General features: G+C 66.6%; 28 protein-coding genes. 17 read left to right on the top strand and 11 right to left on the bottom strand.

The genetic code is table 11. The features are described from left to right. Positions 1-146: 146 nt before the first annotated feature. Together ISF28_RS03805 and ISF28_RS03800 are read left to right on the top strand one after the other, a co-directional pair. Entirely contained in the window at positions 147-590 is a 444-nt protein-coding gene (locus ISF28_RS03805) for a GNAT family N-acetyltransferase (RefSeq protein ID WP_198115829.1), read from the top strand. A gap of 81 nt (positions 591-671) precedes the next feature. Beyond that, positions 672-1,895: a cyanophycinase gene (locus ISF28_RS03800; protein WP_198115828.1), complete on the top strand. Its 1,224-nt coding sequence runs from the start codon at positions 672-674 to the stop codon at positions 1,893-1,895. Positions 1,896-1,900: 5 nt separating this feature from the next. On the opposite strand, the gene ftrA is transcribed toward ISF28_RS03800, so the two are convergent. Then, positions 1,901-2,863 carry a transcriptional regulator FtrA gene (gene ftrA, locus ISF28_RS03795; RefSeq protein WP_198115827.1) on the bottom strand — a complete coding sequence of 321 codons (963 nt, stop codon included), beginning with the start codon at positions 2,861-2,863 and terminating at the stop codon, positions 1,901-1,903. 89 nt (positions 2,864-2,952) lie between these two features. Here ftrA and ISF28_RS03790 point away from each other — a divergent pair, with 89 nt between their 5' ends. The 9 genes from ISF28_RS03790 (at position 2,953) to ISF28_RS03750 (ending at position 10,522) form a co-directional block, all read left to right on the top strand. Further along, positions 2,953-3,357 carry a rhodanese-like domain-containing protein gene (locus ISF28_RS03790; protein WP_198115826.1) on the top strand — a complete coding sequence of 135 codons (405 nt, stop codon included), beginning with the start codon at positions 2,953-2,955 and terminating at the stop codon, positions 3,355-3,357. A gap of 116 nt (positions 3,358-3,473) precedes the next feature. Then, entirely contained in the window at positions 3,474-4,142 is a 669-nt protein-coding gene (locus ISF28_RS03785) for a hypothetical protein (protein ID WP_198115825.1), read from the top strand. A gap of 45 nt (positions 4,143-4,187) precedes the next feature. Beyond that, on the top strand, positions 4,188-5,606 hold the full coding sequence (locus tag ISF28_RS03780; protein WP_198115824.1) for an IgA Peptidase M64: 1,419 nt from the start codon (positions 4,188-4,190) through the stop codon (positions 5,604-5,606). A gap of 99 nt (positions 5,607-5,705) precedes the next feature. After that, positions 5,706-6,251 carry a hypothetical protein gene (locus tag ISF28_RS03775; RefSeq protein ID WP_198115823.1) on the top strand — a complete coding sequence of 182 codons (546 nt, stop codon included), beginning with the start codon at positions 5,706-5,708 and terminating at the stop codon, positions 6,249-6,251. Positions 6,252-6,407: 156 nt separating this feature from the next. Next, on the top strand, positions 6,408-6,962 hold the full coding sequence (locus ISF28_RS03770) for a hypothetical protein (RefSeq protein WP_198115822.1): 555 nt from the start codon (positions 6,408-6,410) through the stop codon (positions 6,960-6,962). A 526-nt stretch (positions 6,963-7,488) separates the two neighbouring features. After that, on the top strand, positions 7,489-8,427 hold the full coding sequence (locus ISF28_RS03765) for a hypothetical protein (RefSeq protein ID WP_198115821.1): 939 nt from the start codon (positions 7,489-7,491) through the stop codon (positions 8,425-8,427). Between the two features lie 95 nt (positions 8,428-8,522). Further along, on the top strand, positions 8,523-9,047 hold the full coding sequence (locus ISF28_RS03760) for a nuclear transport factor 2 family protein (protein ID WP_198115820.1): 525 nt from the start codon (positions 8,523-8,525) through the stop codon (positions 9,045-9,047). A 5-nt stretch (positions 9,048-9,052) separates the two neighbouring features. After that, positions 9,053-9,772, top strand: coding sequence for a hypothetical protein (locus tag ISF28_RS03755; RefSeq protein WP_198115819.1), 720 nt, complete (start codon positions 9,053-9,055; stop codon positions 9,770-9,772). A gap of 21 nt (positions 9,773-9,793) precedes the next feature. Next, entirely contained in the window at positions 9,794-10,522 is a 729-nt protein-coding gene (locus tag ISF28_RS03750) for a DsbC family protein (RefSeq protein WP_307727419.1), read from the top strand. An 18-nt stretch (positions 10,523-10,540) separates the two neighbouring features. On the opposite strand, the gene parC is transcribed toward ISF28_RS03750, so the two are convergent. Both parC and ISF28_RS03740 read right to left on the bottom strand, forming a co-directional pair. After that, the gene (gene parC, locus ISF28_RS03745) at positions 10,541-12,877 is read right to left on the bottom strand and encodes a DNA topoisomerase IV subunit A (protein WP_198115818.1); all 2,337 of its coding nucleotides are present in this window, start codon (positions 12,875-12,877) and stop codon (positions 10,541-10,543) included. Positions 12,878-12,989: 112 nt separating this feature from the next. Then, a complete protein-coding gene (locus ISF28_RS03740; protein ID WP_198115817.1) occupies positions 12,990-14,990 on the bottom strand; it encodes a DNA topoisomerase IV subunit B in 2,001 nt (666 codons plus the stop codon). A gap of 330 nt (positions 14,991-15,320) precedes the next feature. Here ISF28_RS03740 and ISF28_RS03735 point away from each other — a divergent pair, with 330 nt between their 5' ends. Further along, complete coding sequence (locus ISF28_RS03735; protein WP_198115816.1) at positions 15,321-16,319, top strand: gamma-glutamyl-gamma-aminobutyrate hydrolase family protein; 999 nt, start codon at positions 15,321-15,323, stop codon at positions 16,317-16,319. 138 nt (positions 16,320-16,457) lie between these two features. On the opposite strand, the gene ISF28_RS03730 is transcribed toward ISF28_RS03735, so the two are convergent. After that, positions 16,458-17,132, bottom strand: coding sequence for an ArsR/SmtB family transcription factor (locus ISF28_RS03730; RefSeq protein ID WP_198115815.1), 675 nt, complete (start codon positions 17,130-17,132; stop codon positions 16,458-16,460). A gap of 72 nt (positions 17,133-17,204) precedes the next feature. Here ISF28_RS03730 and ISF28_RS03725 point away from each other — a divergent pair, with 72 nt between their 5' ends. Further along, entirely contained in the window at positions 17,205-17,522 is a 318-nt protein-coding gene (locus ISF28_RS03725; RefSeq protein ID WP_198115814.1) for an NIPSNAP family protein, read from the top strand. After that, positions 17,519-17,857, top strand: a complete 339-nt coding sequence (locus ISF28_RS03720; protein ID WP_198115813.1) for an antibiotic biosynthesis monooxygenase family protein — start codon at positions 17,519-17,521, stop codon at positions 17,855-17,857. The genes ISF28_RS03725 and ISF28_RS03720 overlap by 4 nt, the downstream gene beginning before the upstream one ends. Here the strand turns inward: ISF28_RS03720 and ISF28_RS03715 are convergent. The 4 genes from ISF28_RS03715 to ISF28_RS03700 form a co-directional block, all read right to left on the bottom strand. Beyond that, positions 17,847-18,293, bottom strand: a complete 447-nt coding sequence (locus ISF28_RS03715; RefSeq protein WP_198115812.1) for an SRPBCC family protein — start codon at positions 18,291-18,293, stop codon at positions 17,847-17,849. The genes ISF28_RS03720 and ISF28_RS03715 overlap by 11 nt on opposite strands. An 87-nt stretch (positions 18,294-18,380) precedes the next feature. Then, the gene (locus tag ISF28_RS03710) at positions 18,381-19,550 is read right to left on the bottom strand and encodes a vWA domain-containing protein (RefSeq protein ID WP_198115811.1); all 1,170 of its coding nucleotides are present in this window, start codon (positions 19,548-19,550) and stop codon (positions 18,381-18,383) included. Between the two features lie 11 nt (positions 19,551-19,561). Then, positions 19,562-20,149: a GNAT family N-acetyltransferase gene (locus ISF28_RS03705; protein ID WP_198115810.1), complete on the bottom strand. Its 588-nt coding sequence runs from the start codon at positions 20,147-20,149 to the stop codon at positions 19,562-19,564. Next, positions 20,146-21,000, bottom strand: a complete 855-nt coding sequence (locus tag ISF28_RS03700; RefSeq protein ID WP_198115809.1) for an AAA family ATPase — start codon at positions 20,998-21,000, stop codon at positions 20,146-20,148. Before ISF28_RS03700 ends, ISF28_RS03705 begins: the two co-directional genes overlap by 4 nt. Before the next feature lie 236 nt (positions 21,001-21,236). On the opposite strand from ISF28_RS03700, the gene ISF28_RS03695 reads away from it, so the two are divergent. The 3 genes from ISF28_RS03695 (at position 21,237) to ISF28_RS03685 (ending at position 23,543) form a co-directional block, all read left to right on the top strand. Further along, positions 21,237-21,575, top strand: coding sequence for a c-type cytochrome (locus ISF28_RS03695; RefSeq protein ID WP_198115808.1), 339 nt, complete (start codon positions 21,237-21,239; stop codon positions 21,573-21,575). Between the two features lie 10 nt (positions 21,576-21,585). After that, entirely contained in the window at positions 21,586-21,942 is a 357-nt protein-coding gene (locus tag ISF28_RS03690) for a c-type cytochrome (RefSeq protein WP_198115807.1), read from the top strand. Between the two features lie 95 nt (positions 21,943-22,037). Next, entirely contained in the window at positions 22,038-23,543 is a 1,506-nt protein-coding gene (locus ISF28_RS03685; protein WP_198115806.1) for a SulP family inorganic anion transporter, read from the top strand. Here ISF28_RS03685 and ISF28_RS03680 read toward each other — a convergent pair whose 3' ends face one another. The 3 genes from ISF28_RS03680 to ISF28_RS03670 form a co-directional block, all read right to left on the bottom strand. Beyond that, on the bottom strand, positions 23,544-23,969 hold the full coding sequence (locus ISF28_RS03680) for a DUF1841 family protein (RefSeq protein ID WP_198115805.1): 426 nt from the start codon (positions 23,967-23,969) through the stop codon (positions 23,544-23,546). Positions 23,970-24,039: 70 nt separating this feature from the next. Beyond that, entirely contained in the window at positions 24,040-24,528 is a 489-nt protein-coding gene (locus ISF28_RS03675) for a hypothetical protein (protein WP_198115804.1), read from the bottom strand. Continuing rightward, positions 24,525-26,123, bottom strand: a complete 1,599-nt coding sequence (locus tag ISF28_RS03670; RefSeq protein ID WP_198115803.1) for a retroviral-like aspartic protease family protein — start codon at positions 26,121-26,123, stop codon at positions 24,525-24,527. Before ISF28_RS03670 ends, ISF28_RS03675 begins: the two co-directional genes overlap by 4 nt. Positions 26,124-26,219: the final 96 nt, after the last annotated feature.

Below are 26,219 nucleotides of genomic sequence, written 5' to 3'. Positions count from 1 at the left end.
GGCGCGTGCCCGGCGATTCGCTACCGCCGACATTTCCTTGTCCCGGCGCCGAACGGTCCACGCACGCACGATTGCCAGAATCGTCCGTGCAAGCCGGAACGGGGCTAGAATTGGTTTTTTAACCAGATTGACGGTTTGGCGTGTCCATGATTCCAACCACCAACGATTCCAGTTTCCAGATCAGCACGGACCGGACGCGGCTCGATATCCCGATGATCTATCGCTTCCTCAGCGAGCAGTCGACTTGGGCCGTGGGCATCTCGCGTACCGTGGTCGAGCGTTCGATCGAGAACTCGCTGTGCTTCGGCGGCTACCTCGATGGCCGCCAGATCGCATTCGCGCGCGTCGTCACCGACTATGCGACCATCGCCTACCTGGTCGACGTCTTCGTCGTACCCGAGTACCGCGGCCGCGGCTATGCGAAGCAGCTGATCCGCATCGTCATGGAGCATCCGAGCCTGCAGCGTTTGCGGCGCTTCACGCTCAACACGACCGACGCGCACAGCCTGTATGCCCGCTTCGGCTTCGCGCCGCCGCAACGTCCGGATACCGTCATGGAGCGTTACTTCCCGAACATCTATCTTTCCTGACCGGACTCAACACCCCGACGGTCCTCTAGAATCAGTCTTACGATCTGTCGGTTAAAAAATGTTGATGGTGGGAAGGATTTTATGATTCGGTCCGCTTTGCGTCTGTTCCTGGCCGTGCTGCTGCTGGCTGGCACGCCGTGGTGTGCCGCCGCCGATGCGGTGCAGCCCAAGGGATCCCTGGTCATCATCGGCGGGAATTTGCGTACCGGGAATGCCCCCGTGTGGGAACGTGTCGTTCAACTGGCGGGCGGCAAGGGCGCGCGCATCGCCGTGTTCGCGTCGGCGTCGGGTACGCCGGAGCAGTCCGGCAAGGCCCTGATCGAATGCCTCAACAGCTACGGGGCCGACGCATTCTTCGTGCCCGTCGCGGTCAAGCTGTCCGGCAGCAATTACAAGACCGCGGCCGACGATCCGGGCCTGGCCGAGGCCGTGCGCGGCGCGGGCGGCGCGTTCTTCTCGGGCGGCGACCAGACCCGTGTCACGCGCGCCCTGCGCCACGAGGACGGCAGCAATACCCGCGTGCTCGACGCGTTGTGGGACATGTATCGCCGCGGCGGCGTGATCGCGGGTTCCAGCGCCGGCGCCGCCATCATGAGCAGCACGATGTTCGGGGAGCCCAAAGCCGTGCTGGCCACGCTCAAGCTGGGTGTGGAGGACGGGCACGAGATCACGGACGGGCTCGGCTTCATCGGCGACGACGTGTTCGTCGACCAGCACTTGCTCGTGCGCGGCCGCTTCGCGCGCATGCTGCCGGCGATGCTCAAGAAGGGCTACAAGCTGGGCCTGGGCATCGACGAGAACACGGCCATGGTCGTGATGCCCAGCCGCGACGTCGAGGTGATCGGCTACCGAGGCGCGCTCGTGCTCGACCTGTCGCGCGCGACCGTGCACGAAGGCGCGTTCAACGTGTCCAACGTGCGCATCAGTTACCTCGACAGCGGCGACCGCTTCAACATCGCCACCCACGAATTCACGCCGTCGGAGGACAAGGCCGACGGCAAGCTCGACCCGTCGCGGCCCTACTACCGCGAGCCGCTGTTCACGGCCGACATCCTCGGCAACAGCACCGTCGTCGCCCTGATGAGCAAGCTGATCGACAGCGATCAGCCGGAAGCCATCGGCCTCACGCTCGGCAGCCCGAACGGCGTCCAGCCCGATCTCGGTTTCGAATTCCGTTTTACGCGCACGGACGAGAGCGTCGGCTACGAGTCGCCGACGACGGAGGCCTATTCGATCTACAACGTGCGACTGGACATCCGGCCGATCCTCATCCGGCGTCCGTTGTACCAGTACCAGTCCAAGTAGATTTCCTAGGCGAGCGCCCGTTCGCCGCTGCGCTTGCGGTAGCGTCCCGGCGGCGCCAGGCCATGCGCGCGGAAATGTCGCCGCAGCGATTCGGCCGAGCCGAGCCCGGCCAGGTCCGCGACCGCGTCGATGGTGAGCGCCGGCCGCGATTCCAGCAACTGCGCGGCCAGCGCGACGCGCTCGCGCACGAGCCAGCCGAGCGGCGCCATGCCCGTTCTCTCCTTGAACCTGCGCTGGAACGTGCGTGTCCCGAGGCGGGCCTGGGCCGCCATCGAGGCGACCGTATGCTCGGTGCGGATGGTTTCGCGCACATGGTCCATCAGGCGGGCGATCGTGTCCACCCCGGCATCGGGCAGGGGACGGGCGACGCGCTGCGCCTGGTCGCCGTCGCGGTGCGCCGGGATCACGAGGCGTTGCGCGACCTTGTTGGCGACGTCCGCCCCGAAGTCGGACCGGACCAGATGCAGCAGCATGTCCAGTCCCGCCGCCGATCCGGCCGACGTGACGATGCCGCCGTCCTCGACGTACAGCGCGTCCGGATCGATGTCGATGCCGGGAAAGCGGGCGTGCAGGTCGTCCAGGTAGCGCCAGTGCGTGGTGGCCCGGCGGCCGTCGAGCAAGCCGGCGTGGGCGAGCACGAACGCGCCCGAGCAGATCGAGCAGATGCGCGCCCCGCGCGCGTGCGCGGCGCGCAGCGCGTCGACGAGGGCGCCCGGGGGCGCCTCCGCCGCATCGCGCCAGCCGGGGATGACGATCGTGTCGGCCCGGGCGAGCGCGTCGAGGCCGTGCGGCACGTGCACGGTCAAGCCGCCCATGGCACGCAGGGGACCGGGTTCGACGGCGCACACCGCGTGGCTGTACCAGCGCACGCCCAGCTCCGGACGCTCCAGGGCGAACAGCTCGACGGCGCAGCCGAATTCGAAGGTGCACAGGCCGTCGTAGGCGACGATGGCGACATGATGGGACATGGCGCGATCTTACCAATTTCTGTCGCGCAAGGCACTGCCGCGCCGGCGCCGGCGCTGCGACACTGGCATCTCACTGAAAGGAGCACGCCATGACTTCATCCGTAGCCGCCATCCCCGCCGCCGCCAGCGATCGCGCCGCCGCCCACTTCGGCACCGCCTTCGAATTCGAGACGGATTGCTGGGACGTGCACGACGCCATCGCGGGCGGCAAGCAGGATTTCGTCCTGTTCGACGCACGCAGCCCCGACCTGTATGCGCGGGGCCACGTGCCGCAGGCGATCAGCATGCCGCACGGGAAGATCGTCGACGCGAAGCTGCGCGACTATCCGCTGGACACCTTGTTCGTCGTCTATTGCGCAGGTCCGCATTGCAATGGCGCGCACCGCGCCGCGTACCGGCTGGCAAAGCTGGGGCGGCCCGTGAAACTGATGATCGGCGGGATCACGGGCTGGATCGACGAGGGGTTCGAACTGGCCGTCGGCCATGGCGGCTGAGCGTGTCACGATGCGCGCGCCGGCGGCGGTCGGTGACGGGCCTGCAAGGAATTGTTGATTGTCAGGAAACCAAACCTGCGCTAGATTGCACCTTTTTATTCATCGCAGGGTCTCCCATGCATTTTGAGGTTCCGAAGTCGAAATCGCTGAAGGAATTCGGCAGCGAATATGTGATGATCGTCATCAGTATCCTTACCGCACTGGCGCTTGAGCACACGGCACAGGCGATCCACCACAAGCAGCTCGCCCATGAAGCGGGCGAGAAGATCGAGGCCGAACTCCGACTCAACGCGAAGGAAGTCAAGGAGGTGCTTGCGCATAACGAACGCGATCTCCAGCAGATCACGCGGGTGCGCGCCGAGCTGTTGCAGGGCATTCGCGACAAGGTGGCCGACGATGCCCTGATGGCGCGCTTCAAGACGGACTGGAAGGCGGGGCTCGTGCTCAGCATCTCGCTGCCCACGCTGCGGCACGAAGCCTGGGATGCCGCCGTCGCCAACCAGGCCGTGACCTGGATGGAGGACGAGCGGTTGCAGCGCTTTGCGACGGCCTATGCCACCATCCGCGACGTGCAGGCGCTCTCGACCAACGGCGGCGTCAGCTTCCTCGACGGCCCGCGCATGATGGATGCGGAGAGCGACCTGGAAACAGGCATGGCCACGCCGCACGAGATGCTGAAGGCCTTGACCCAGGTGCGCAGCGCCTACGGCAGCATCGACGGCAACATGCAGGGCTTGCTGAAGGACTTGCCCAAGGTGGCCGACACCGTGGCCGCAGCGCATTGAGCGCCGGCATTCATTAACCCGTCATCCGTTCGAAGGTTATCGACCATGTCCCGACCGATGCTGCGCCTGCTGGCCGCCTGGGCCTTTCCCGCGCTGGCGCTGGCCCAGGCCCCCCAGCCCGCCACCGTCCGCCTCGACTACATCCACAGTGGCAACGCGCTGTCCGAGCAATACGCCATCGAGCGCGTGCTGATCGAACCGCTGCCGTGGCCGGGCAACGTCGCGCGGCCGTTCGACGACACCAACCGCGGCAACAACCGCGTCGAAGTGTCCGATGCGAAGACGGGCGACTTGCTGTATTCGCGCGACTTTTCCACCGTGTTCGGCGAGTGGAAAACGACGGCGGAAGCGAACAAGCTCAGCCGCGGGTTCCACGAATCCGTGCGCTTTCCGAAGCCGGACCGGCCCGTGCGCGTGCGCATCCTGAAGCGCGACGAGCGCAACCAGTTTTCGGTCGCGTGGAGCGTGGACGTCGACACGGACGCGCAGGACGTCGTGCGCGCGCAGGGACCCGCGCCGGCCAAGCCGGTGCCGATCCGGATCAGCGGCCCGTCGCCGGACAAGGTCGACCTGCTCGTGCTGGGCGACGGCTACACGCAGGCCGAGATGCCCAAGTTCGAGGCTGCCGTGCGCCGTCTCACGCAGCACCTGTTCGAAGTGTCGCCGTTCAAGGAGCGCGCCAACGATTTCAATGTGTGGGCGCTGGCCGTGCCGACGCAGGAATCGGGCGTGTCGCGGCCGTCGACGGGGGTGTACCACGCGTCCGCGCTGGGCACGCGTTACGACATCTTCGGCAGCGAGCGTTACGTGCTGACCCTGGACAATCGTGCGCTGCGCGACATCGCGCAGTATGCGCCGTACGAATTCATCGAGATCCTCGTCAACAACGAGACGTACGGCGGCGGCGGCATCTTCGGCCAGTTCAGCACGGCCGCCGCGGGCAACGACTGGGCGAACTATTTGTTCGTGCACGAGTTCGGCCATCATTTCGCCGGCCTGGCGGACGAGTACTACACGTCGCCCGTCGCCTACCAGGCTAGCGGCGCACGCATGGAACCGTGGGAGCCGAACGTGACGGCGCTGCGCGATCCGGCCCACCTGAAATGGAAGAAGTATGTGCAGGCCGGCACGCCGCTGCCGACGCCGTGGCCCAAGGCCGAGTACGAAGCGTGGTCGCGCGACTACCAGAAAAAGCGGGCGGCGCTGCGGGCGGCCAACCGGCCGGAAGCGGAAATGAATGCGCTGTTCCGGGAAGACCTGGCGCACACGAACGCCTTGTTCGCGCAGGCCAAGTACCGCAAGGCGATCGGTGCGTTCGAAGGCGCGAACTATGAGGCGACCGGCTATTACCGTCCGGCCATGCAATGCATCATGTTCGACCGCAGCGAGCGGTTCTGTCCGGTCTGCCGCGACGCCATCGGCGACATCATCGACCTGTACGCCGGCCGTCCTGCCAACCGCTAGGATCGACGCCACGCCACGTCTGGGTGCGCTGTCGAACAGATGCACCCGGACGGCCCACCTATCCTCGTTTCGACATGTCACATACGAAACGGGATCATCATGTACAAATTCCTCTCCACCCTTGCGTGCGCCTTGCTGGCGTCGTCGGCCTGGGCGCAGACCACCGCCGACACGCCGCCTATCGGCCAGGCCGTGTCCGGCAACAACACGACCGCCGCCGGCGTGTCCGGGACCGGGCTGCGCACGAACGGCACGGCCAATACGCGTTCGAAACACGGCGCCACCGGCCGGCAGGCGGCCGGCGTCGACAGATCGGGCGAGGTCGTCGGCAAGAGCACGGCCGTCATCAATCCGGCGCCGGGCAAGGCCGACAACGTGAATGCCCAGGCGACCAACACGACGGCGCCCAACAGCACGGACCCCGACGCCGCGGCGACCGGCGGACGCGGCAAGGCCGGCACGAAGGCCGAGCGCGAAATCATGAAGGCGAACGCGCGCGCCGTGAAAGAGCCGCCGGGCAGCCGCATGAAGACCGAGGCCGCGGCGAAGGCGACCGAGAAGAAGCGCGCGGCATCGAAGCGCAAGGGCGCGGAGAAAGCGGCCGAGTACGCGCGGGGAACGGACGGCACCGCGGCCGAGCGCTGAAAAATCTGGTCACAATTTGGAGGATGGGCGGCGCGGCCTGCGTGCGCTGCCGAACAGAGGGGAAGGTGGCCCAGGCATATTCTGAAGGCTCGAGTTAACAAAAACACATGGCGCCTCGGCGCGCCTGTCCCCACGAACCATTTCAGGAGAACCAAGATGAATAAACTGCTCGCTACCCTGATCGCCGGCCTGTTCGCCACCTCGGTCTACGCCCAGACCGCCACCGCGCCGGCCACCCCGGCCACGACCACCACCACCACGGCCACGACGACCGACACGACCATGTCGTCGGGCCAGAGCGGCGCCGCCGGCGCGACGTCGACCGGCGATGCCAAGGCCGACAAGAAGATCAACAAGGCGGACGAGAAGGAAGCCAAGGAGATCTCGAAGCAGAACGAGAAGATCGACAAGGCGACGGCCAAGGCCAACGAGAAGAAAGCCAAGGCCCAGCACAAGGCCGAGAAGAAGGTCGCCAAGGCCAACGAGAAGGTCGCCAAGGCTGATCTGGAAGACAAGGCCAAGGCCAGCGCCAAGGCCGAGGAAAAGACCGCCGAAGCCAATTACGACGCCCAGAAGACCATGATCAAGGCCGACGAAAAAGCCCAGAAGAAGATCGTGGACGCCAACGCCGACAAAGCCAAGGCCCACGCCAAGGCCAAGGAAAAGCGCGCCGAAGCCGCCGCCGAAGCGCACAAGGACGCCGCCAAGTAAGCGGCCTGCCGGCAAGGACGGGGTAACCCGTCCGCCCCACGAAAAACGGACCCGCGCGGTCCGTTTTTCATTTTATGCATGCATACAAACAACGCTTACTCTTTGATTTTTCTCATGTTTTTATGGTCATCGTTGTTTTTCTGAACATTAAAAATTTGTAATGTTGCGCTCCTTGCGGGCTCATCTGTGTCTGCGTACACTCGGTTGCTCAACACTTTCATTACATTTCCTTACAAATTCAGACGGGAGAGTTGGACGATGCAAAGTTCGCCAGTTTGTCCGCATCGGTTCGTCCTCCACGCACCAGCAGCGCACCCGCGATTACGCCGGCGCTGATCCGTTACCTCACTGATTCGATCGATTCCGCCGCGGAACCGCAGCGCGGAGTTTGCAAGGCATTCGAGCGCCGGGACGCGTCACGTCCGTCGCTGGGATAGATCGCGTGCGCAGGTCACAAACCTGGCAGCGGTCGCTGGACAGCCCTACACGGGCGAATTTCTACATGAACCTTTAAGGAGGAGCAATAATGAAATTAAGCCGCAAACTCAGCCTGCTGACCGTCAGTCTGGCGTGTGCCTTCGCAGCGCATGCCCAGACCGTCAAGGAAACGCCCAATTCCCAATTCAAGCCTACCGGCAAGGGCTGGGGGGAACTCGACAACGTCGCCACCGCGGCGTCGAACGGCAAGGCAGGCGGCGCTTCGCGTGGCGGCAGCACCAGCAATCTGTCCTATCACGGCGGCCCGGTGATGACGGCGCCCAAGAACCTGTACTACATCTGGTACGGTTCGCAATGGGATAGCGCTTCGAAAAACGTGTTGACCAACATCGGCCAGCATCTCGGCGGTTCGCCCTACTTCAACATCAACACGACGTATTACAACGCCTCGAACACGCACGTGCAGAACAGCCTGGCGCTGGCCGGCACCACGACCGACAGCGGCTCGTACGGCAGCCGGCTGACCGATTCGAACATCGCGTCCATCGTGTCCAATGCGATCACGTCGGGCAGGCTGCCGGCCGATGCGAACGGCATCTACGTGGTGTTGACCGACCATTCGACGAGCGAAACGTCCGGCTTCTGCACGCAGTACTGCGGATGGCACGACCACACCACGATCAGCGGCAAGGACATCAAGTACGCCTTCGTGGGCAATGCGGAAACCCAGTGCGCGTCGGCGTGCGGCGCCACCAGCCCGAGCCCGAACAATACGCCGGGCGCGGACGGCGCGGCGAGCGTGATGGCGCACGAGGTGGAAGAGGCGACCACGGACCCGGCATTGAATGCCTGGTATGCGAATTCGGACGGTTCGGAGAACGCCGACAAGTGCGCCTGGAACTTCGGCACGACGTCGACCGCGTCGAACGGCGCCAAGTACAACCAGACGTTCGGCACGATGAAGTACCTGATCCAGCAAAACTGGCTTATTGCAAGCACGCAGCGTTGCGTGCAGCATTATCCCTGAGCGGCGGTGCTGATCGCATCGTGATCTGAGTACGCGGCGGCCGCGGACGGGAAAACGTCCGCGCCCGCTGCCTTTCTTCTTTTCGAGCCGAACATATGAAACGATTCCTGATTGCGCTCTGCATGCTGGCCGCGTCCGGCGGCGCGCTCGCGGCGGGGCAGGCGACGCCGAGCGGCCGTGGTGGCACCGTCGTGACCCCGACCCGCAATGTCCTCATCTTCACCAAGCTGGAAAACGAGTGGTTCGACGCCGTCCAGCGCCATGACGCCCATGCGATCCGGCGCTACGTGACGGACGATTTCGAGATCCGCGCCGGCCAGGTCCCCGGCGTGCCGACCGCGCTCGCCGCCGCGCTGGACCAGTGGGCCCGCGAGCCCGCGCTGCATTCGGCGATCGACCAGATGGCGGTGCACGAGTACGGCGACCTGATGCTGGTGAGCTTCCGGTGGACGCTGGCCGGCGGCGATTCGGCCCGCACCTATTTCGTCGTCGATGCGTGGAAGCGGGTCGGCACCGACTGGAAGGCCGCGGTGCGCTATGCCGCGCCGGTGGACGAGCATGCGGCCGCCGTGCCGGGCGCGGTCGCACCCGACGCCCAGGCGCTGCGCAAGAAGCCTTGAGCGCCGTGGCGTCCCTGTTCGACAGCAAGGCGATGGTCGGCCTGGCGTGCGTCGCCGCGGCGGCCATCGGTGCCGGCTCGGTGGTCTGGCTGCGCGGCGGCGGCGCCGCGCCCGCCGCGGTATCCGCCGCCCCGCGCGCCGGATGGGACGGTCCGGTCGGTCCGGGCCGCGCCGCCGCGCCCGCGCCCGCGGACATGGACGGCCCGTCGCTGACGGATGGTGCCGGCAACCTGCGGATCGACGCGGCATTGCGCGCACTGTTCGACGGCTACCTGGCAAAGACCGGCGGCGCCGCGCGCTTGCATGCCTACCTGGCGAGCTGCCTGGCGCCGCCGGCCCGCGGCCAGGCCGTCGAACTGGCCGACGCCTACGCGCGCTACCTGCAGGCCGGGCAGGCATTGCGCGCCCATGTGCGCTTGGACCCGGCCGATCCGTCCGGCCTGAGCGACCGGCAGGTGAGGGACATGCTGGCCTGGCTGCGGGAGCGTGCCGACCTGCGCGAGCGCATGCTGGGCACGGCCGTGGCGCAGGCGTGGTTCGGGGCCGACGACGGCGCTTGCCGGGCCGCGCTGGAAGACTGGCGCAAGATGCGCGCGCCGGACGACGCCGAGGAAGTGGACTCGAACGAACTGCGCGCGCGCCGCCTGCACGGCGCGGTGCTGGAGCAGGGCCGCAACGAGCGCGCGCAGGCTTGCGCGCGCCGCTTGACGGGCGGGCCGGCGTAACGATTTCCGGGAGCGAGAACGATGAAGAACATGCTGGCGCTGGCCGCCATGCTGGCCTGTACTGCGTGGACGTGGACGTGCGCGCGGGCCGAAACGCCGGACGAGGCGCGCGTGCACAAGCTGGTGGAGCCGCGCATGGGCAGCAACGTGAAGGTCGACGCGGTCAGCAAGACCGGCTACGGCGGCCTGTACGAGGTGCGCTCGGGCGCCGACATTTTTTATACCGATGCGAATGCGCGCTATATGTTCGTGGGGAAGATCGTCGACCTCACGACCTTGCAGGACCTCACGCGCGCGCGCGCCGACGAGCTGGCGGCGATCCGTTTTTCCGACCTGCCGCTGGAGATGGCGATCAAGACCGTCAAGGGCGACGGCCGGCGCGTGATGGCGGTGTTCGAGGATCCGAACTGCCCGTACTGCCGCAAGCTGCACCGGACGCTGGGGCAGATCGACAACGTGACCGTCTACACGTTCCTGCTGAATATCCTGTCGACCGATTCGGCCGCCAGGTCGAAGGACATCTGGTGCGCGCCCGACCGCTCGCTCGCCTGGCAGCAGTGGATGACGGAAGCGAAGGCGCCGCCCGGCGCACCCGCCGCCTGCGTCACGCCGAACGAGCAGGTGCTGGCGCTGGGCCGCAAGCTGCACGTGCAGGGCACGCCGACGATTTATTTCGCCGACGGCTCGCGCAGCGGCAGCGGCTTCGATGCGGCCACGCTGGAGGCGCGCTTGCGCCACGCGACCCGCTGAAGAGTCGCGGAGCAGGCGTCAGGCGCCGTCGCCGGTGGTACGCATGGCCAGGTCCTTGGCCTTGAGCTTGGCCGACAACGGCTTGCCCTTGTTGGCGCGCTTGCCGAAGTGCGGCTCCAGGCCGGACGCGAACAGCTCCACCGTGCGCGGCTTGTCGCCGGCCCAGGTGCCCACCACGTTGAGGCCCTTCTGGTTGATCGGCTGCGCGGCCAGCAGTTTTTCCTTCGGCTCCAGCGCCATCAGGGTCACGCCGCGGCCGCCGTTCGTCAGCACCTTCATCTCGTCGATGCCGAACACCAGCACGCGGCCTTTCTCCGACAGGCAGGCGATGGCGCCCGCACTGTCCGTCACGACGCGCGGCGCCAGCGGCACGGCGCCGTCGTCCAGCGTGATGAACGATTTGCCGCCCTTCAGGCGCGTGATCATGTCGCCGGCCTTCGTGATGAAGCCGAAGCCGGCCGACGATGCGAGCAGCAGGCGCGTGTCGCCATGGCCGGCGAAGTAATACAGGATGCGCCCGCCGCCGGACAGGTCGACGAGCGTCGTGATGGGCACGCCGTCGCCGCGCGCCCCGGGCAGGGCGGCAACCGGCACGGAATAGACTTTGCCGTTGTCGCCGACGCACAGCAGCGTGTCGACCGTGCGGCACTCGAATGCGCCGTACAGCGAATCGCCCGCCTTGAACGTGAACTGGGCCGGATCGTGGCCGACGCCCGTGCGCGCGCGCACCCAGCCTTTCTCGGACACGATGACGGTCACCGGCTCGTCGATGATCTTCTGCTCGGCCACGGCCTTCTGCGCTTCCTCGATCAGGGTGCGGCGGTCGTCGCCGTACTGTTTCGCATCAAGCTCGATCTCGCGGATGATCAACCGCTTCATCGACGACGGGTTCTGGAGAATGTCTTCCAGCTTTTCCTTTTCGCCCCGCAGCTCGGCGAGCTCCTGCTGGATCTTGATCGCTTCCAGGCGCGCGAGCTGGCGCAGGCGGATCTCGAGAATGTCTTCGGCCTGGCGTTCGGACAGGCGGAAGCGTTCGATCAGCGCGGCCTTCGGATCGTCCGAGTTGCGGATGATGTGGATGACTTCATCGATGTTCAGCAGGACGGTCTCGCGGCCTTCCAGGATGTGGATGCGGTCGTTGACCTTGCCCAGCCTGAATTCCGTGCGGCGGCGGACCGTGACGAAGCGGTACTCGATCCACTCCTGCAGGATCTCGGACAAGCCCTTCTGGCGCGGACGGCCGTCGCCGCCGATCATCACGAGGTTGATGGGACTCGACGTTTCCAGCGACGTGTGCGCCAGCAGCATCAGCATGAATTCGGTCTGGTCCTGGTTCTTCGACTTCGGCTCGAACACGAGGCGCACCGGCGCCTCGCGGCCGGATTCGTCGCGCACGGTGTCGAGCGCGCCGAGGATCGTCTGCTTGAGCGTGAGCTGCTCGGGCAGCAGGGTCTTCTTGCCGACCTTGATCTTCGGGTTCGTCAGTTCCTCGATCTCTTCCAGCACGCGCTGCGACGACACGCCGGGCGGCAGTTCGGTGACGACGGCCTGCCACTGGCCACGCGCCAGTTCCTCGATCTTCCAGCGCGCGCGCACCTTCATCGAGCCGCGGCCGGCCGCGTACATGTCGGCGATGGCGGACGCCGGGGTGATGATCTGGCCGCCGCCCGGGTAGTCCGGACCGGGCATCAGCGTCATCAGCTCGGCGTGCGTGATCTTGGGATTGCGGATCATCGCGACGGCGGCGGCGGCCACTTCGCGCAGGTTGTGCGACGGGACCTCGGTGGCCATGCCGACCGCGATGCCGGACGCGCCGTTCAGCAGCAGCATCGGCAGGCGCGCGGGCAGGGTGCGCGGTTCCTCGCTCGAGCCGTCGTAGTTCGGCTGGAAGTCGACCGTGCCCATGTCGATCTCGTCGAGCAGCAGGCGCGAGACGGGCGTCAGGCGGGCTTCCGTGTAACGCATCGCGGCGGCGCCGTCGCCGTCGCGCGAGCCGAAGTTGCCCTGGCCGTCGATCAGCGGATAGCGCAGCGAAAAGTCCTGGGCCATGCGCACGAGGGCGTCGTAGACCGACTGGTCGCCGTGCGGGTGCAGCTTGCCGAGCACGTCGCCGACGACGGTCGCGGACTTGCGCGGCTTCGCGGTCGGGCCCAGGCCCAGCTCGTTCATCGAGTACAGGATGCGGCGCTGGACGGGCTTCTGGCCGTCCGAGACGTCCGGCAGCGCGCGGCCTTTCACGACCGAGACGGCGTAGTCCAGGTAGGCGCGTTCCGCGAAGGTGGACAGGGTCAGCGTCTCGGCGTCGTCGCCGCCGCCGGGGGGAGTGGTTTGTTCGAAAAGGCTCGCTTGCGTCATGATTTTGTGTGTTCGTATTCGGTTCGGCGTCGGGTTGGTGGGCACAGGGTGCCCACCCTACGGCGTGAACGATTCGTAGGGTGGGCACCCTGTGCCCACCATTACGTGCGTATCAGATATCCGCTTCCGTCTCGTTCCCGTGCTCTTCCAGCCACGCGCGACGGGCCGCGGCTTCGCCTTTACCCATCAACATGTTGAAGCGCGCCGACGATTCGGCCAGGCCGTAGTCGCCGAAGGCCACCGGCAGCAGGCGGCGGGTGTCCGGGTTCATCGTCGTTTCCCACAGCTGTTCGGCGTTCATCTCGCCCAGGCCCTTGAAGCGGGAAATGCTCCACACGCCTTCCTTCAGGCCTTCTTTCTTCAGCTTGTCCTCGATCGCGAGCAGCTCGCCGTCGTCCAGCGCGTACAGCTTCTGGATCGGCTTCTTGCCGCGCGCCGGCACGTCCACGCGGTACAGGGGCGGACGCGCGACGCACACGTGGCCGTTCTTGAAGAGGGCCGGGAAGTGCTTGAAGAAGAGGGTCAGCAGCAGGACCTGGATGTGCGAGCCGTCCACGTCCGCGTCGGAAAGGATGCAGATCTTCCCGTAGCGCAGGCCCGTGAGGTCCGGGTTGTCGTCCGGGCCATGCGGATCGACGCCGATCGCCACGGCGATGTCGTGGATCTCGTTGTTGGCGAACAGGCGGTCGCGGTCGGTCTCCCACGTGTTCAGCACCTTGCCGCGCAGCGGCAGGATGGCCTGGAATTCCTTGTCGCGGCCCATCTTCGCGGAGCCGCCCGCCGAGTCGCCCTCGACGAGGAACAGTTCGTTGCGGGTGATGTCCGTCGATTCGCAGTCGGTCAGCTTGCCCGGCAGGACGGCCACGCCGGACGATTTTTTCTTTTCGACCTTCTGCAGCGAACGCAGGCGCGACTGCGCCTGCTTGATGACGAGTTCCGCCAGCTTGCGGCCGTATTCGACGTGCTGGTTCAGCCACAGTTCGAGCGGCGGCTTGGTGAACGTGGACACCAGCTTGACGGCGTCGCGCGAGTTCAGGCGTTCCTTCGTCTGGCCCTGGAACTGCGGGTCCAGCACTTTCGCGGACAGCACGAACGAGACGCGCGCGAACACGTCTTCCGGCAGCAGCTTGACGCCCTTCGGCAGCAGCGAGTGCATCTCGACGAAGCCCTTCACGGCGCCGAACAGGCCGTCGCGCAGGCCGGATTCGTGCGTGCCGCCGCTCGGCGTCGGGATCAGGTTGACGTACGATTCGCGCACGACGGCGCCTTCTTCCGTCCACGCGACGACCCACGCCGCGCCTTCGCCTTCGGCAAAGCCCTCGTCGCCCGCGGCCGCGTATTGCGCGCCTTCGAACAGCGGGATCAGGGTCTGGCCGCCGCCCGCCGTCTGCGCCAGCGCTTCCGTCAGGTAGCCGCGCAGGCCTTCGTCGTAGCGCCAGGTCTGCTTGTCGCCCGTCTTCGCATTCGTCAGCGTGACGGTCACGCCCGGCAGCAGCACGGCCTTCGAGCGCAGCAGGCGTTGCAGCTCGCTCGGCGGGATGTTCGGCGAATCGAAGTATTTACCGTCCGGCCAGGCCGTGACGCGCGTGCCGTTCTTCTTGCCGCCGCGCTCGAACGGTTCTGACGTCAGCGGCTCGATCACGTCGCCGTCGGCGAACACCAGCTTGTGCATGCCGTTGCCGTCGTCGTCGCGGCGCCACACGGTGATTTCCAGACGTTTGGACAGCGCGTTCGTGACGGACACGCCCACGCCGTGCAGGCCGCCCGAGAACGCGTAGGCGCCACCCGAACCCTTGTCGAACTTGCCGCCGGCGTGCAGGCGCGTGAACACGATTTCGACCGTCGACACGCCTTCTTCCGGATGCAGGCCGACGGGAATGCCGCGGCCGTCGTCCTCGACGGTGATGGAGCCGTCCGCGTTCATCGTCACGTCGATGTTCTTGCAGTGGCCGCCCAGCGCCTCGTCCGAGGCGTTGTCGATCACTTCCTGGATGATGTGCAGCGGATTTTCCGTGCGGGTGTACATGCCCGGACGCTGCTTGACGGGCTCCAGTCCTTTCAGGACGCGGATGGATGATTCGCTGTAATCGGGTTCGGGTTTCTTGGTGGCCATGCTTGATCTTCAATCATTCGAATGCTGCGCATTCTATCTTGTCGAGCGGAAAATAAGCGACTTCACGCCTCATGATGCGGGGTGTTGCGGGAGACGGGACGCGGTGTGCTGGCAAAACAACTGTATGGAAATACAGTATTCTTGCCTGTTAAGCGCAAGTTTGCAAGTGCTCGTTGCACGGATTGCCAAGTCGGCGGCATACCGGCATCCTGTCCATGTGCGGGCGGACGCGCGTGCCGCAAGCCCGTCGGCGATGGGAACTTCATTATTAAAACGACATTTTTTAACAATCCGAATCGTGCGCGACCGTCGCAAGGATATATTGAGATCATGGCTTTGGACAATGACAAGCACGCTAACGAACTGGGTGAATTCACGAGCGAATCCGGCCCGCCGCAGGACGGCCCGTCGGGTCCGCCCCGCGTACCCGACCGCCGCGCCGGGGGCGGGCCGCGCTACCTGCGCACGGGCGACACCCCGCTGAACCTGGCCGGGCGCGTGTTGCGCTCGCGCTGGCGTGCGCTGGCCGACCGGTTCAACCGCGATTTCATGCGACGCACGCTGCGCATCGGCGTCTCCGCCCGGATCTTCCATCCGGAAGCGGGTGCGAAGGGCCTGCGCAGCAAGAATCTGCAATATCTGGAGGAATCGATCGCCCAGTGGGTGATGTCGCGCGACGTGCTCGTCTTCATGGTGCCGACCGTGAACACGAACGGGTTGCTACATCCCAGCAACATCACGATGCGCCATTACGCGCGCCACCTGGACGGCCTCGTGCTGCAGGGCGGGGCGGACGTGTCGCCGATGACGTATTCCGAAACACCGACCCGGCCCGAATGGAACGGCGACCGCGCGCGCGACGTCTACGAGCTGGAACTGCTGCACGAATTCGTCGACGCCGGCAAGCCCGTGCTGGGCATCTGCCGCGGCTGCCAGCTGATCAACGTGGCGTTCGGCGGCACGCTGTACCAGGACGTCGCGACCAACCTCCCCGGTGCCCTGCCGCACGTGCACGACATCTACGACGCGCACCGCCACGCGATCGTGTTCCCGCAGGGCTCCTCGCTGCGCAAGATGTTTCCCAGGCACGAGCGGGCCGTCGTGAACTCGATCCACCACCAGGCCGTCAAGGACCTGGGCCGCGACATCCACGTGGAAGCGATGTCGGAGCCGGACGGCGTCGTCGAGGCGATCCGCTACCAGCGCGCGCCGTTCGTGATGGGCCTGCAATGGCATCCGGAATTCCACCGCGCCACCGGCGGCGACCTGCTCGACTGCACGCCGGTGCTGGACGAGTTCCTGCGCGCGGCGCGCGAGACGCGGCTCTGATTTTCCGCTTGCGCCACGTGCGAGCAGTTGAGCGTGAAGTGGGCGGCGCTGGTCGACCGCGCGCTGCCGGCGCCCGCCAAGCGGCCGCTGCTGGCGCGGATCCTCGGGCAGGGCGGGCCGGCGCTGGCGCTGTGACGCTCAGGCCAGCCAAGCGCGCAATGCCGCCTCGCCGCCCGGGCTGAACGCGAGCACGCGCGAATCCGGCACGCGGCGCGCCCAGCCCAGTTGCAGGAAGCGGTCCAGCAGCGCGGCCCCGAGGGCGCCGGCCAGGTGATGGCGGCGTTCGCTCCAGTCCAGGCAGTGACGGCACAGCGGGCGGCGCGTGGCGGAGGGCAGCGGATCGATGCCGAGCGCCGCGACCAGCGCGCGGCCGGCGTCGGTAAGCGCGACGCCGCCCGCGTCGAGGGCAAACGCGCCGCGCCCGGCCAGGCCTTCGTAGACGAGCACGCCGAGTTCGCCCGCCAGATGGTCGTAACACACGCGCGCCTTGCGCAGCGCCGGTTCGCGCGGGCCCGACCGCACCCGCACGGCGCCGGTGCCGAATGCGACGCCCATCATGGATTCCAGCAGATGGGCGACGTCGGCATCGGCGATGCGGAAATAGCGGTGCCGGCCCTGCGCTTCCACGGCGAGCAGGCCGGCGTCGCGCAGCTTGGCCAGGTGCGTGCTGATCGTCTGGCGCGTGACGCCGGCGGCGTCGGCCAGTTCGGTCGCCGTCAAGGCCGTGCCGCTCATCAGCACGTTCAGCACTTCGGCGCGTGCATGGTCGCCGATCAGTGCGGCGATGGTGGCGATATTCGGTCCGTCCCTCATGCTTCGATCTTAGCCGAAGCATTGCGCCAGGGCCAGCGGCTACCATGCGCTTCGACGTTACGAGGAGCCATCATGCCCATCACCTGTTTCATCCGCTACGAGATCGACCCCGTCCAGCGCGACGCCTTCCGCCATTACGCCGAGAACTGGGGCCGCATCATCCCGCGGCTGGGCGGCCGGCTGCTCGGCTATTTCCTGCCGCACGAGGGGACGAATTACGAGGCGTGGGGCCTCGTCGGCTTCGACAGCCTGGCCGCCTACGAAGCCTACCGCCTGCGCCTGAAAGACGACGGCGAGGCGCGCGCCAACTTCGCGTTCGCGCGCGAGGCGCGCTTCATCCTGCGCGAGGAGCGCACGTTCACGGAACCGGTGGAAGGCACGCTGCCATGATCGCCGTGATCTTCGAAGTCGAACCGGCGCCCGGCCGGCGCCAGGATTACCTGGACGCGGCCGCCGCGCTGCGTGCCGAGCTGGACGCGATCGACGGGTTTTTGTCCATCGAGCGCTTCGCCTCGCTGGCGCGGCCGGAAAAGATCCTGTCGCTGTCGTTCTGGCGCGACGAGGAAGCGGTGAAACGGTGGCGCACGCTGCCCGCGCATCGCGCCATGCAGGCGGCGGGGCGGGCCGGCATCTTTGCCGGCTACCGCCTGCGCGTGGCCGCCGTCGTGCGCGACTACGGACTGCACGAGCGGGACGAAGCGCCGCCGGACGCCGTCACTCCTTGATCTCGGGCTCGACGAGTTGTGCGAGCAACTGCAGCGATTCCTGCCAGCCGAGGTAGCACATCTCGACGGGAATCGCGGCCGGGATGCCCTCCTGCCTGATCTTCACCTCGACGCCGCAGAACACGTCGCGCAGCAGCACGGTCGTCTGCATCTTGCCGGGCAGGTTGGGGTCGTCGAATTCGGCCGTGTAGACGAGGCGCGCGCCCGGTTCCAGTGCCAGGTATTCGCCGCCGAACGAGTGACCCCCGCCCGTCGTGAAATTCGTGAACGACATCTTGTAGCGCCCGCCGACGCGGGCGTCCATCTCGTGCACGGTGCCGACGAAGCCGTGCGGCGGCAGCCATTTGGCGAAGGCGGCGGGGTTCAGGAATGCGCGGTAGACGCGGTCGGCGGTGGATTTGAGGACACGGTGCAGCTCGACGGTATTCGTGGACATGATCGTTCTCCTTGGCGTGGTTGGTAGAGGACATCCCTCTGATCCTACGACGAACGGGCGGCCGGCGGATCGACACACCGCGCGAATTTATTTGCTCAACAAGCGCATGGCCCGTTCGAGCCCGTCGATCGTCACCGGGAACATGCGGTTGCCCATGATTCTCCGGATGACCGCGATCGACTGCCGGTACTGCCACAGATGCTCGGGTTCGGGATTCAGCCAGGCAAACCTGGGAAACGCATGGCAGAACCGCGCCAGCCATTCTGCGCCCGCCTCCTCGTTGGCGTATTCGACGGAACCGCCCGGCGCCAGGATCTCGTAGGGGCTCATGGTCGCGTCGCCGACGAAGATCAGGCGCGTGTCGGGCGGGTAGGTGCGCAGCACGTCCCACGTGGGGAAGCGCTCGGCGTGGCGGCGGCGGTTGTTCTTCCACAGGTGGTCGTAGACGCAGTTGTGGAAATAGTAGAACTCCATGTGCTTGAATTCGGCCTTCGCGGCCGAGAACAGCTCCTCGGTGCGTTCGATGTGGTCGTCCATCGTGCCGCCCACGTCCAGCAGCATCAGCACCTTGATGCGGTTGCGCCGCTCCGGCTGCATGCGGATGTCCAGCCAGCCCGCGTTGTTGGCGGTGGAGCGGATCGTTTCGTCCAGCGCCAGCTCGTCGGGCGCGCCCTGGCGCGCGAAGCGGCGCAGGCGGCGCAGCGCCACCTTGATGTTGCGGATGCCCAGTTCGCGTTCGCCGTCGTAGTCGCGGTAGGTGCGCTGCTCCCATACTTTCACCGCGCTGCGGCCGCCTCCTTTGCCGCCGATGCGGATCCCCTCTGGATTGGTGCCGCCGTTGCCGAACGGGGACGTGCCGCCGGTGCCGATCCACTTGTTGCCGCCTTCGTGGCGTTCCTTCTGTTCGTTCAGGAGTTCCTGCAGGCGGTCCATCAGCTTGTCGTAGCCGAGCTTCTGCAACTCCGCCTTCTGCTCCGGCGTCAGCTCGCGCTCCAGGCGCTTGATCAGCCAGTCCAGCGGAATGTCGGCCTTGGTGTCGAACACCGTCTCGATGCCCTTGAAAAAAGCGCCGAACGCGCGGTCGAACTTGTCGAAATGGGCTTCGTCCTTCACCAGCGTCAGGCGCGCGAGATAATAAAACTCGTCGAGCGACGGCGCGATCACCTGCTTCTGCAGCGCTTCCAGCAGCGTGAGGAATTCCTTGATCGAGACGGGGACCTTGGCGTCGCGCAGGGTGAAGAAGAAGTCGATCAGCATGCCGCGTTCCGTTATTGCGCGTGCCGCGAAAGGCGATAGTGCAGGTGCGACTTCACTTCGTGCCATTCGCCGCGCACGATGCTGTACATGACCGTGTCGCGCACGGTCCCGTCGCGGCGCGGCGCGTGGTGGCGGATCACGCCGTCCTTCTTCGCGCCCAGCCGCTCGATGGCGGCCTGCGACGCGTAATTGAAGTTATCGGTGCGCAGGCCGACAACGGCGCAGCCCAGCGTGTCGAACGCGTGCGACAGCAGCAGGAGCTTGCAGCTCGTGTTCACGTGGCTCTTCTGGCGGCTCTTCGCATACCACGTGTAGCCGATTTCCACGCGGTCGATCGCGGGCATGATGTCGTGGTAGCTGGTCGTGCCGATCACGGTGGCGCTGGAGACGTCGACGACGGCGAAGGCGACGCGGTTGGGCGTCTCCAGCCCGGCGCGGATGTAGTCTTCCGTATCCTGCGGCTCGGGCACGGACGTCACGCGCAGGTTCCATAACTCGCCGTCGGCGGCCGCCGCGCGCAGGCCGTCCAGGTGCTGCAGCCCGAGCGGCTCCAGGCGCACGCCGTTGAATTCGAGGGTGACGGGATCGACGCGGATCATCGGTTGTGCCTCGCCATCGCCACCAGCCGCTCGAACAGGCTGACGTCCTGCTCGTTCTTGAGCAGGGCGCCGGCCAGCGGCGGCACGACCGTCTTGCCGTCCTGGCTGCGCAGGATGTCGGCCGGGATGTCCTCGGCCAGCAGGAGCTTCAGCCAGTCGAGGAATTCCGACGTCGACGGTTTTTTCTTCAGGCCCGGCACGTCGCGCAACTCGTAAAAACTCTGCAGCGCGGCCGCCAGCAGGTCGGCCTTCAGGGTCGGGTAGTGGACCCGCACGATGTCCGCCATCGTGCCCCGGTCGGGGAATTTGATGTAGTGGAAGAAGCAGCGGCGCAGGAAGGCGTCGGGCAAGTCCTTCTCGTTGTTCGACGTGATGATGACGAGCGGGCGGTGCTTCGCCACGACCATCTCGCGCGTCTCGTACACGTAGAACTCCATGCGGTCGAGTTCGCGCAGCAGGTCGTTCGGAAACTCGATGTCGGCCTTGTCGATCTCGTCGATCAGGAGCACCACCGGCTCGGGCGACGTGAACGCCTGCCACAGCACGCCCTTGACGATGTAGTTGTGGATGTCGCGCACGCGCTCGTCGCCCAGCTGCGAATCGCGCAGGCGCGAGACGGCGTCGTATTCGTACAAGCCCTGCTGGGCCTTGGTCGTGGACTTGATGTGCCACTGCAGCAGCGGCATGTTCAGTGCGGCCGCCACTTCCTCGGCCAGCATGGTCTTGCCGGTGCCGGGTTCGCCCTTGATCAGCAGCGGCCGGGCGAGGGTGAGGGCGGCGTTGACCGCCAGTTTCAAGTCATCGGTGGCGACATAGTTGTCGCTGCCTTCGAAGCGTCGGGATGCGTGCATGGGCCTGCGCGGGTGGTGTGGAAATGCGAATGAGTATATGCCAGAACGGCGCGGCGCGATGGCGGTCCATGCTGCGCTGCCCAATAGACTGGACCATATTCTTCGGATAGAATCGGCCGGCTCGTAATACAAATGCCAAGTGTTTTTGCAGTCGCAGTACCGGGGGTCTCGAAAACCTGCTGCCGCCGCACGGGTCGCAAGGCGCCCTATCGATTCAACCCAACGATAGGTCATCCATGAAAATTTCAACCGCATTACTCGTGCTAGCCGCCGGCGCCTCGATGGCCGGCACGGCCGGCGCGGCCGACATCGTCGGCAATCCGCAGGCAGCCCACAACAAGATCGCGCAGTGTATCGGCTGCCACGGCATCCCCGATTACAAGGCCAGCTTCCCTGAAGTCTATCGCGTACCCAAGATCGGCGGACAGTCGGCAAAGTACATCGAGGCCGCGCTGCACGCGTACAAGAAGGGCGACCGCAACCACCCGTCCATGCACGGCATCGCGGCCAGCCTGTCCGACCAGGACATCGCCGACGTCGCCGCGTATTACTCGCAACAGACCCCGTCCAAGTAAGGAGCGCGCCATGAACAAACTGATCGTCGCGCTGACCTTGGGCGCTGCATCCTTCTCCCTGTCGTCCCAGGCCCTGGCGTCGGGCGACGCCGCCAACGGCGCCGCACTGACGAAAAAATACAACTGCGCGTCCTGCCACGGCGCCGACTTCAAGACTCCGATCGACCCGAGCTATCCCAAGCTGGCCGGCCAGCATGCCGACTATCTCGTGCATGCGCTGACCGCCTACAAGCGCGGCAACAAGGTCGCCAACGGCCGCAGCAACCCGATCATGGCCGGCATGGCCCAGCCGCTGTCCGACCGCGACATGGCCGACATCGCCGCCTACCTGGAAAGCCTGCCCGGACCGCTCGTCTCGAAGCGCTGATCCGCCGGGGCCGTTACAATAACGGCTTCTTCGGACTGTCCGAATCCCCCCAGCCGTATGCCGGCCGGGGGGATTTGTTTTTTTGGAGTGCCGCCGTGCCCGACGTATCCCCCTCCCACATCAAGACCAACGTATTGAGCGGCCTGACGGTCGCGCTGGCCCTGGTCCCGGAAGCCATCGCCTTCGCCCTCGTGGCCCACGTGTCGCCGCTGACCGGCCTGTACGCCGCCGTGCTGGTCTCCTTCATCACGTCCGCGTTCGGCGGCCGGCCCGGCATGATTTCCGGCGCGGCCGGCGCGCTGGCCGTCGTCATGGTCGCGCTGGTCGTCCAGCATGGCGCGCAATACCTGTTCGCCGCCATCGTGCTGATGGGCGTGCTGCAGATGCTGTTCGCGGCCGCGCGGCTCGGCAAATTCATCCGCATGGTGCCGCATCCCGTGATGCTCGGCTTCGTCAACGGCCTCGCGATCGTGATCTTCGTCGCGCAGTTCGAGCACTTCAAGGCGGGCGGCAGCTGGATGAGCGGTCCCCATTTGTGGACGATGCTCGGCCTGGTCGCGCTCACGATGGCCGTCGTCTACCTCACGCCGCGCGTCACGAAAGCCGTGCCGGCCACGCTGGTCGGCATCCTCGCCGTCGCGCTGCTGGCGCATTTCGCCGGCATCGAGACGAAGACGGTGGGCGACCTCGGCTCCATCGCCGGCGGCCTGCCGGCGTTCCGCGTGCCGGACGTGCCGTTCGACCTGCAGACGCTGAAAATCGTGTTCCCGTATTCGCTCGTGCTGGCCGGCGTGGGCCTGATCGAGACGCTGCTGACGCTCACCCTGATCGACGAGATCACGGACACGCGCGGCCAGCCGAACCGCGAAAGCCTGGCGCAGGGCGTGGCGAACGTCGTCACCGGGTTCTTCGGCGGCATGGGCGGTTGCGCGATGATCGGCCAGAGCATGATCAACGTGGGGAACGGCGCGCGCGGCCGGCTGTCCGGCATCTGCGCCTCGGTTTTCCTGCTGTCGTTCATCCTGTTCGGCTCCAGCGTGATCGAGCGGATTCCGCTGGCCGCGCTGATCGGCGTGATGTTCGTCGTGTGCGAGAAGACCTTCGAATGGGGCACGTTCCGCCTGTTCGGCAAGGTGCCGCGCGCCGACGCCTTCGTGATCGTGCTGGTGGCGGGCGTGACGCTCGTCTTCAACCTCGCCACGGCCGTGCTGGTGGGCGTGGTCGTGTCGGCGCTGGTATTCGCGTGGCAGCACGCGAAGCAGGTCCGCGTCACGACGTCGCAGGACGCCGCCGGCTGGAAGGTCTATGAGCTGGAGGGGACCCTGTTCTTCGCGTCGGTGGCCGGTTTCCAGGCGCTGTTCGCACCCAGGGACGACCCGCAGGACGTCGTGGTCGAATTCCGCCGCGCGCGCGTGGCGGACCACTCGGCGATCCAGGCCATCGACGGCCTGGCGGAACGCTACCGCGCCCTCGGCAAGCGGCTGCACCTGCGCCACCTGAGCCCGGACTGCCGCGCGCTGCTCGAGCGCGCGAAGGACATGATCGAGGTGAACCTGCCGGAAGATCCGCGCTATCGCGTGGCCGACGACAAGCTCGATTGATCAGCGCACGCGCTTGCGCACGCAGTCGACGTAGGCGTCCGTGTCCGGCTGCGTGCCGTGGCGCTGCGCCGACCAGATCATCTCGCCCAGGCACTCCATGATCCCGTGGTGCGCCTCGTGCTCGCCGACGCGCGCGGCCAGCGCCTCGAACGCGGCGCGGATGCCGCGCGGCTGGTCGATCGACACCTGTTCCGTGATCGACAGGTGCATCGATAGGTGCAGGAACGGATTCGGCTTGCCGCCTTCCACCGAATAGTCGCGCGCCACCGCTTCGTCCGCGTCCGCCAGCTCGTCGTGGTATTCCGGATGCTGCTCGATCCAGTCGGCGGCGATGGCGTCCATCGGGGTCAGGATCTCGCCGGCGCGGCGCTTGCGGAAGGCTTCGCAAAAGAAGCGGCGGACGTCGTTGGAGGAAGGGGTGAACATGGCGGGAACGGTCGGAAAAACGGGTGGAAGGGCGCCATTGTAGCGCGATGGCGCCCGCCCCGCTGCGCGCTCACGGGGCCGGGAGTTCCAGCTCGAGCGTGCCGTGCCAGGGCACCTGCCGCCAGCGTTCGTCCAGCGCCAGTACGGCGTCGAACAGCTGCCGGCCGGTGTCCGCCGGCAGTTCGGGCACGCTGCGGTTCCGGACCGTGCACGCCGTGCGCACGCCCTCGGCGAACATGGCCGGGTCGAACGCGCCGCTCCACAACTGCGCCTGCAGGCTTTCGACGATGGCTTCCACGTGGATGGCCTGGTCGAGCAGCGCCTCGTTGCCCGGATCGTGCGCCTGTTCCATCGCGGGGCCGATGTCGGTGCCGCCCGCGATCATGCCGTAGAAGGCGTTGCGCCAGCCGAGCGTGGATTCGACGACGTAGTGCACGAGGTCGTGCGGCAGGATGCCCTGGCGCGGCATCGCGCAGCCGGTCGCGCTGCCGTCGCGGCGCACGCAGCGCAGGTCGTCGTATTTATCGGTGCGGCCGCGGCGGGTGACGATCAGTTTCATGGCGTGACGCCTCCTGAAGGCGCGGCGCCGCCGGTCGGCAGCGGCGTGGCAGAGGGGGACGGCGCCGGCGCCGGCTTCGCGCCGGGGGCGGGCGCGCAGTTCGTGCGCACGGTGGCCCTGAGCGCCCCGGCTTCGGCCGCTTCGCCGCGGGCGTCGTGCCATTCCGCCATGTAGGCCTCGGCCATGCACGTGCGCGCGCGTGCGAGCTTCGCCTCCTTGCCCGCTTCGTCCAGCAGGTGCGCCGCAGTCGTCTTGCCGAGGTAGAAATCGGCGATGGGCGCGGGCCAGTCGTCTTCCTTCTGCTGTTTCAGCGCCGCTTCCAACTCCGTCCTTGCCAGGTCGGCTTCGCCGTGGCCCACGCGGGCGATGTACAGCCAGAGGGGGCCCAGGCGGTCGGCCGGCAACTGGTCGAGCGCGCGCCTGAGTTGCGGGATCGCCGTGTCCAGGTGCCCCGCCAGCATCTGGCGGCGGCCCAGCAACAGGTTGGCGTTCGGCTGGCCCCGCTCCGCCGCCATCTTCAGCCAGAGATCGGCCTGGAGCGGATCGCGCGCCACGCCGCGGCCCTTGCCGTAGATCGTGGCCAGCGCGTACTGGGCGTCCGCATTGCCGGCGTCGGCTTCCGCGCGCATCCAGGGTTCCAGTCCCGTGCCGCGCGTAAACACGTCGCCGCCCAGGTAGGCGATGTACAGTTTTTCCTGGCTCATCGCGAACAGCACGCGGTGGGCGCGCAGGAAGTCCTGGCCCAGGAGCAGGTCGGTGTCGCTCGCGCCCTGCGCATCGACGACGCCGATCTCCACGTTGCGGATGGTCTCGTCGCCGAATTGCACGGTCTTGACGGGCGCGATCCAGTACGCCGCGCGGTCGGTGCCGACGCCGCCGACGTCGCCCATGCGGACCGCGCCCGGTCCGTTGACGTCGATGCCGGCACGCTTTGCCGCCGCCAGCATCATGACGCTGCGGTGGGAGCCCGAATCGATCACGGCGTCCATCTCCTTGCCGTTGACCATGACGGTGAAGTGCGGATTCGGACTCGAGTCACGGCTGCTCTCGAACGGCAGCACGACCGTGGCCTCTTTCCACAGCAGCAGCAGTGTCTTGTCGCAGTCGCGTGGACGGTAGAACTTCATCCGTTTGGCGCGCAGGTCGAGTTCCAGGTCCATCTGCAGCAGGAACGGCGCGCCGAGGATCGCGTCGAAGGCCGGCGTGAAGGAGGTGCTGCCGATCACGTTCAGCTCCATGCGGCGGGCACTGCGCGCGCGTCCGACCGAAAAATCCTTCAACCGCGTGATGTAGAGGCGCGAGCTGCCGCCGATGCCCTCGATCCAGCGTCCCGTCATGAACAGGCCCAGATCGCGCCGCGTCGCGCCGTTCATGGTCAGGGCGGTCTGCGGCGCGCCGGTATCGACGAGCATCACGGCCGGCGTGCCGTTGATGGTGCCGTCGACGGCCGGAACGAGGTCTTGTCCCGTGTAGCGGATGGGCAGGTCCGCCACGTTGATATAGGTGCAGCGCTTGACGTCGTCGTCGGCATGGACGAGGCCGGGGCCGGCGAGCAGGACGAGCGCGAAGGCGGCGCGGAGCAGGGTGTTCATCATGCCGATGATTCTACTGCGCAATTTTGTAAAAATTACATGAACAAAATGTAAAAAAGGCAAAGACAACCGCTCTCACGGCTGCTTTGCCTTGGCTTT

Source organism: Massilia rhizosphaerae, assembly GCF_016093545.1.
In the GTDB taxonomy this organism is placed as follows: domain Bacteria; phylum Pseudomonadota; class Gammaproteobacteria; order Burkholderiales; family Burkholderiaceae_D; genus Telluria; species Telluria rhizosphaerae.
Note: the sequence above shows the minus strand (reverse complement) of the source record. Positions and strands in the feature narration are given on the sequence as shown.

Excerpts from the sequence above, each read along its gene's own strand:
- ISF28_RS03805 (WP_198115829.1), top strand. The coding sequence starts at position 147 with ATGATTCCAACCACCAACGATTCCAGTTTCCAGATCAGCACGGACCGG.
- ISF28_RS03800 (WP_198115828.1), top strand. The coding sequence starts at position 672 with ATGATTCGGTCCGCTTTGCGTCTGTTCCTGGCCGTGCTGCTGCTGGCT.
- ftrA (WP_198115827.1), bottom strand. The coding sequence starts at position 2,863 with ATGTCCCATCATGTCGCCATCGTCGCCTACGACGGCCTGTGCACCTTC.
- ISF28_RS03790 (WP_198115826.1), top strand. The coding sequence starts at position 2,953 with ATGACTTCATCCGTAGCCGCCATCCCCGCCGCCGCCAGCGATCGCGCC.
- ISF28_RS03785 (WP_198115825.1), top strand. The coding sequence starts at position 3,474 with ATGCATTTTGAGGTTCCGAAGTCGAAATCGCTGAAGGAATTCGGCAGC.
- ISF28_RS03780 (WP_198115824.1), top strand. The coding sequence starts at position 4,188 with ATGTCCCGACCGATGCTGCGCCTGCTGGCCGCCTGGGCCTTTCCCGCG.
- ISF28_RS03775 (WP_198115823.1), top strand. The coding sequence starts at position 5,706 with ATGTACAAATTCCTCTCCACCCTTGCGTGCGCCTTGCTGGCGTCGTCG.
- ISF28_RS03770 (WP_198115822.1), top strand. The coding sequence starts at position 6,408 with ATGAATAAACTGCTCGCTACCCTGATCGCCGGCCTGTTCGCCACCTCG.
- ISF28_RS03765 (WP_198115821.1), top strand. The coding sequence starts at position 7,489 with ATGAAATTAAGCCGCAAACTCAGCCTGCTGACCGTCAGTCTGGCGTGT.
- ISF28_RS03760 (WP_198115820.1), top strand. The coding sequence starts at position 8,523 with ATGAAACGATTCCTGATTGCGCTCTGCATGCTGGCCGCGTCCGGCGGC.
- ISF28_RS03750 (WP_307727419.1), top strand. The coding sequence starts at position 9,794 with ATGAAGAACATGCTGGCGCTGGCCGCCATGCTGGCCTGTACTGCGTGG.
- parC (WP_198115818.1), bottom strand. The coding sequence starts at position 12,877 with ATGACGCAAGCGAGCCTTTTCGAACAAACCACTCCCCCCGGCGGCGGC.
- ISF28_RS03740 (WP_198115817.1), bottom strand. The coding sequence starts at position 14,990 with ATGGCCACCAAGAAACCCGAACCCGATTACAGCGAATCATCCATCCGC.
- ISF28_RS03735 (WP_198115816.1), top strand. The coding sequence starts at position 15,321 with ATGGCTTTGGACAATGACAAGCACGCTAACGAACTGGGTGAATTCACG.
- ISF28_RS03730 (WP_198115815.1), bottom strand. The coding sequence starts at position 17,132 with ATGAGGGACGGACCGAATATCGCCACCATCGCCGCACTGATCGGCGAC.
- ISF28_RS03725 (WP_198115814.1), top strand. The coding sequence starts at position 17,205 with ATGCCCATCACCTGTTTCATCCGCTACGAGATCGACCCCGTCCAGCGC.
- ISF28_RS03720 (WP_198115813.1), top strand. The coding sequence starts at position 17,519 with ATGATCGCCGTGATCTTCGAAGTCGAACCGGCGCCCGGCCGGCGCCAG.
- ISF28_RS03715 (WP_198115812.1), bottom strand. The coding sequence starts at position 18,293 with ATGTCCACGAATACCGTCGAGCTGCACCGTGTCCTCAAATCCACCGCC.
- ISF28_RS03710 (WP_198115811.1), bottom strand. The coding sequence starts at position 19,550 with ATGCTGATCGACTTCTTCTTCACCCTGCGCGACGCCAAGGTCCCCGTC.
- ISF28_RS03705 (WP_198115810.1), bottom strand. The coding sequence starts at position 20,149 with ATGATCCGCGTCGATCCCGTCACCCTCGAATTCAACGGCGTGCGCCTG.
- ISF28_RS03700 (WP_198115809.1), bottom strand. The coding sequence starts at position 21,000 with ATGCACGCATCCCGACGCTTCGAAGGCAGCGACAACTATGTCGCCACC.
- ISF28_RS03695 (WP_198115808.1), top strand. The coding sequence starts at position 21,237 with ATGAAAATTTCAACCGCATTACTCGTGCTAGCCGCCGGCGCCTCGATG.
- ISF28_RS03690 (WP_198115807.1), top strand. The coding sequence starts at position 21,586 with ATGAACAAACTGATCGTCGCGCTGACCTTGGGCGCTGCATCCTTCTCC.
- ISF28_RS03680 (WP_198115805.1), bottom strand. The coding sequence starts at position 23,969 with ATGTTCACCCCTTCCTCCAACGACGTCCGCCGCTTCTTTTGCGAAGCC.
- ISF28_RS03675 (WP_198115804.1), bottom strand. The coding sequence starts at position 24,528 with ATGAAACTGATCGTCACCCGCCGCGGCCGCACCGATAAATACGACGAC.
- ISF28_RS03670 (WP_198115803.1), bottom strand. The coding sequence starts at position 26,123 with ATGATGAACACCCTGCTCCGCGCCGCCTTCGCGCTCGTCCTGCTCGCC.